Genomic DNA, 4375 nt, shown 5'->3' on the forward strand with positions numbered 1-4375 from the left:
CGCAGGCTCCTCGTACTGATGCAGCGAACCACCCGGACCGAACACCGCGACGCGATCGGCGAGCCGGACGGCCTCGTCGACGTCGTGTGTGACAAACACGATGGTCTTGCGCAATTCGGCTTGCAACCGCAGTATTTCGCGCTGCAGCTCGTGGCGGACTATCGGGTCGACAGCCGAAAATGGTTCGTCCATCAACAAAATCGGCGGATCGGCGGCGAGCGCCCGGGCTACACCGACACGCTGCTGCTCGCCGCCCGAGAGCTGCGCGGGATAGCGGCTGGCCAGCCTGGCATCCAAACCCACCCGCTCCAACACGTCGTAGGCGGCCGTGCGGGCGGCCCGGCGCGATTGGCCTTTGAGCACCGGCACCGTTGCCACGTTGTCGATCACCCGTTGGTGGGGCATCAGGCCCGCGCCCTGGATCACGTAGCCGATGCCGAGGCGCAGTTGCACCGGATCGACACCTGCGACGTCGGCGCCGCCGACCTTGACGGTGCCCGACGTCGGCTCAACCATCCGATTGATCATCCGCATCGACGTGGTTTTTCCGCAGCCGGAGGGCCCGACGAAAACGGTCAGCGTGCCTTCGGGTACTTCCAGGTTCAGGTTATCGACGGCGACGGTGCCGTCGGCGTACACCTTGTAGATGTCCTCGAAACTAATCAACTGTCAGCTTTTGATCGGATGGTCGAAGCCATTATCCCGCAACCAGTTTCGAGCTGACTGGTCGGGGTCGATGCCGGAGTTGCCGGACACTGAAGCGTTCAGATCGGCCAAGCCGCGGGTGGTCATCTTGGCTGACACCGCGTCCAGCACATTTTTGAGCCGATCGGATTTCTTCTGCGAATTCACCAGCGGGACAATGTTGCCGGCCAGGAAATTGCACTCCGGATCGTCGAGCACAGCCAGACGGTTCTGCATGATCGCCGGTGAGGTGCTGAAGATGTTGGCGGCGTTGACCGTACCGCGAACCAGTGCACGAACGGTGACGGCGCCGCCGTCGTCGCTGATCGCGACGAAGTTGCCGGGGGCGATGTCGAGCCCGTATCTCTGCCGGAGCCCGACCAGACCCGACGACCGGGCTTGAAAGTCCGAGGGCGCGGCGAACTTCACTTCTGGTGAATGTGCCGCCAAATCAGCGATTGTCTTGAGGTTCCAGTTGGCCGCGGTCTCCGCGGTGACGGTCACGCTGTCGGTGTCCGCCGCGGGAGACGGGGTGAGAATCGACAAGTCGCCCGGCAGCCGTTTGTAGAGCTCCAATTCGACGTCGTCGAGCATGGTCACTGTCGCAGTCGGTTCGAAGTACAGCAGTAGGTTGCCGATGTACTCGGGCACCAGGTCGATCGAATGGTCCTTCAGCGCAGGAACATACGTCTCGCGGCTGCCGATTCCCAATCGCCGTCCGACGTTGAAACCGTTGGCCTGCAACGCTTGTGCATAGATTTCGGCGACGATTTTGGATTCCGGAAAGCCCGCAGACCCGACCACGATCGAGTTGATATTGCCTGACGCCCCGCCGAGCGGATTGGAGCTGCCGCAACCGGCTACAACGAGGCACCAGCTGGCCAGCCACGCCGCCGCGCGGTACCTGCGCCGTCGCAGCATGCCCATAACAATCGAGGTTACTTTGCAGCACCGCATCGGTTCGGGGTGCGTGAGGTTTCCGGCGCGATTTCGTTTCATTCCGTGCGACAAAGGGCAAGATGGAAAACCATGAGCAGCGATTCTTCTGTATCGCCCGATCAACCCGATCCCGCGCCGGCCCAAGACGACGCGGCGCCGCCGGAATCGGCGGTGAAGTTCACCCGCGCGGCCAGCATATGGACATCGCTGACCGCGGGCTTCCTGATCCTGATCGTGCTGCTGATCTTCATCACCCAGAACACCGCGTCGGCGGATTTCGCCTTCTTCGGTTGGCGCTGGAGCCTGCCGCTGGGGGTGGCGATTCTGCTCGCCGCAGTGGGCGGCGGGCTGATCACCGTGCTGGCCGGGACGGCACGGATCTACCAGTTGCGACGAGCGGCCAAGAAGAACCTCGCGGCGGGCCGCTGAGCGAAGGTAGCAACCCCACGCCCGGTAACTTAGGGTACCCTAATCTGCATTCTGCAGCTCGGTCAGCCCACGGGCGATCAACGGCGCGACGGTCTGCCCGACCCGATCGGATGCGTCAACGTCGTCCGCACCGCCCGACATACGCCTGCGGAAATCGATGCCCGCCGCGATGATGGCCAGCTTGAAGTAGGCCAGCGCCACGTAGAAGTTCCAGTGCGCCAACGGCTGTCCGGAGACCGACGAGTAGCGGTGCGCGAGCTCGTCGACGGCCGGCAACTGCGGCGACGTCCAGGCGGCGTGGGTGTTGATGATCAGGTCCAGCGACGGATCGCGGTAGACGCACATCAACGCCGCATCGCTGAGTGGATCGCCAAGTGTGGACAGTTCCCAGTCCACGACGGCACGCACCTGCCGGGGATCATCCGCGTCCAGGATGGTGTTGTCGATGCGATAGTCGCCGTGCACGATCGACGTGCGGCTCTGCTGCGGAATCGACTGCTGCAGCGCCGAATACAGCCGCTGCACGTCGGGGTCGCGGTCGTCATCGGACAGCCGCACGAGTTCCCACTGCGAACCCCAGCGGCGGACCTGGCGTTCCAGATACCCGCTCGGTTTGCCGAAATCGGCGAGTCCGACGGCAGTGGGGTCGACCGCATGCAGGTCTGCCAGCACCCGGATCAGCGCGTCGACGCAGCCTTCGATGACCTGCTCGTCGCCCAACGCCTCGAGTTCGGCGCGGCTGCGGACCACCTGCCCGGCAACGTATTCGACCATTTGGAAGGGGGCACCCAGCACCGACTCGTCGTCGCACAGTGCCACCGCGCGAGCCACCGGGACCGCGGTGTCGGCGAGTGCCGCGACCACTTTGTACTCACGCGCCATGTCGTGTGCCGACGGTGTCAGCCCGTGCAACGGCGGGCGGCGCAGCACCCACTTCGACGAGTCGTCGGCCACCAGGAAGGTCAGGTTGGAGCGTCCGCCGGAGATCAGCTGCGCGCGCAGCTCCCCGGTACGGTCGATGCCGGCCGAGCGCAGATACCCGTCCAGCGCGACCAGGTCGAGCCCGTCAAGCGGCGTGGAAGTCACCGGACTTGTTTATCAGGGAGGTCCCAGCGTTGGTTGCGCGGCAGCAGGTCCCATACGTGCTCGGTGCCGTTGACCGTCACCACGCTCGCTTGACCGGACCGGGAGAACAGCAGCCGGGTAACCGACACGTAGTCGATCGGAAACGACAACACCCGCTTGGTTCCGAGGATCTCGTGCAGCACCACGTTGATCACCCCGCCGTGGCTGAACACCGCCACGGTGTCCTCGTGCTCCGCGCCGGCGGCGACGTCGTCGACGGCCGCACGCACCCTGGCCCGGAAGGCCTCTTCGTCGACCGAGCTGGGCAGGTGTCCCGCCGCCATGCGGGCCCACTCTTGCGGGTTCTCGTCACGGATGTGCTCGATCGGGATGTACACCGGCAGATCGCGGTCGTATTCGGCGAAGCGGTCGTCGATCTCGATTGTCAGCCCACGCGCGGCGGCGATCGGCTCGGCGGTCTGGATCGCACGACGCTGCGGGCTGCTCACCACCCGGGAGATCGGAAACCTGGCCAGCGCGCCGGGCAGCCGCGCGACCTGCGCCCACCCCTCGTCGGAAAGCACGGGGTCGGCGCGTTCCCCTTTCTCAGGGCCGGGTTCGCTGCGGAGTGGCAACGCATGCCGGACCAGAAGCAACTGCATGCGCACAGCCTCGCATGCGGTGCACCGCCCTTGTCATCCCGGCGGAGAATGCTATTCTCCGGATGGAGATTGGGGTGTGCAGATGTTGGATGCAGGCGTGCTGGGACGCTGGCTGGACGCGAATGGCGCCCCCGGCGAAGGCGAAGCGCCCGTGCTGGAACAGCTGTCCGGGGGCTCGCAGAACACCCTTTATCTGATCCAGCGCGGTGACGAGCGCATGGTGTTGCGGATGCCCGGTGCGCGGGCCGACGCGGCCCGCGTCGATGGGCTGCTGCGCGAGATCCGACTGGTGCGCGCGCTGCGCGGCACCGACGTGCCGCATGCCGAGCTGATCGCCGCCGACGATGCCGGCGATCTGCTCGGCATGCCCTTCTACGTGATGCAGGCCATCGACGGGTGGAGTCCGATGGACGGCGGCTGGTCGACTCCGTTCGACACCGACCTGACCGCGCGCCGGGGCTTGGCGTTCGAGCTCGTCGACGGCGCCGCCAAGCTGGGCCGGGTGGACTGGCGCGCCCAGGGATTGGACGGCTTCGGCCGTCCCGACGGATTTCACGAGCGGCAAGTCGACCGCTGGCTGGCTTTCCTGGACACCT

General features: G+C 65.6%; 6 protein-coding genes. 2 read left to right on the forward strand and 4 right to left on the reverse strand.

Annotated features, from left to right (window positions below; translation table 11 throughout):
- Both WAN71_RS25615 and WAN71_RS25620 read right to left on the reverse strand, forming a co-directional pair.
- Positions 1-666 (reverse strand): ABC transporter ATP-binding protein (locus WAN71_RS25615; protein ID WP_422228010.1); only part of this gene is annotated, 666 nt, incomplete at its 3' end.
- Between the two features lie 3 nt (positions 667-669).
- Positions 670-1611, reverse strand: coding sequence for an ABC transporter substrate-binding protein (locus WAN71_RS25620; protein WP_422228011.1), 942 nt, complete (start codon positions 1609-1611; stop codon positions 670-672).
- A gap of 102 nt (positions 1612-1713) precedes the next feature.
- Here WAN71_RS25620 and WAN71_RS25625 point away from each other — a divergent pair, with 102 nt between their 5' ends.
- Positions 1714-2052 carry a LapA family protein gene (locus tag WAN71_RS25625; protein WP_422228012.1) on the forward strand — a complete coding sequence of 113 codons (339 nt, stop codon included), beginning with the start codon at positions 1714-1716 and terminating at the stop codon, positions 2050-2052.
- Between the two features lie 39 nt (positions 2053-2091).
- On the opposite strand, the gene WAN71_RS25630 is transcribed toward WAN71_RS25625, so the two are convergent.
- Positions 2092-3138, reverse strand: coding sequence for a phosphotransferase family protein (locus WAN71_RS25630; RefSeq protein ID WP_422228013.1), 1047 nt, complete (start codon positions 3136-3138; stop codon positions 2092-2094).
- Positions 3135-3779, reverse strand: a complete 645-nt coding sequence (locus tag WAN71_RS25635; RefSeq protein WP_422228014.1) for a histidine phosphatase family protein — start codon at positions 3777-3779, stop codon at positions 3135-3137. Before WAN71_RS25635 ends, WAN71_RS25630 begins: the two co-directional genes overlap by 4 nt.
- A gap of 82 nt (positions 3780-3861) precedes the next feature.
- Between WAN71_RS25635 and WAN71_RS25640 the strand changes: the two genes are divergently transcribed.
- The coding region (locus tag WAN71_RS25640) for a phosphotransferase family protein (protein ID WP_422228015.1) at positions 3862-4375 on the forward strand (514 nt) is incomplete at its 3' end.

Origin of the sequence: Mycobacterium sp. (genome assembly GCF_049280035.1) — a bacterium.
Classification (GTDB): Bacteria; Actinomycetota; Actinomycetes; order Mycobacteriales; family Mycobacteriaceae; genus Mycobacterium.

Bases quoted from the DNA above. Each gene is read 5' to 3' on its own strand.
- WAN71_RS25625 (WP_422228012.1), top strand. From the start codon at position 1,714: ATGAGCAGCGATTCTTCTGTATCGCCCGATCAACCCGATCCCGCGCCG.
- WAN71_RS25620 (WP_422228011.1), bottom strand. From the start codon at position 1,611: ATGGGCATGCTGCGACGGCGCAGGTACCGCGCGGCGGCGTGGCTGGCC.
- WAN71_RS25635 (WP_422228014.1), bottom strand. From the start codon at position 3,779: ATGCAGTTGCTTCTGGTCCGGCATGCGTTGCCACTCCGCAGCGAACCC.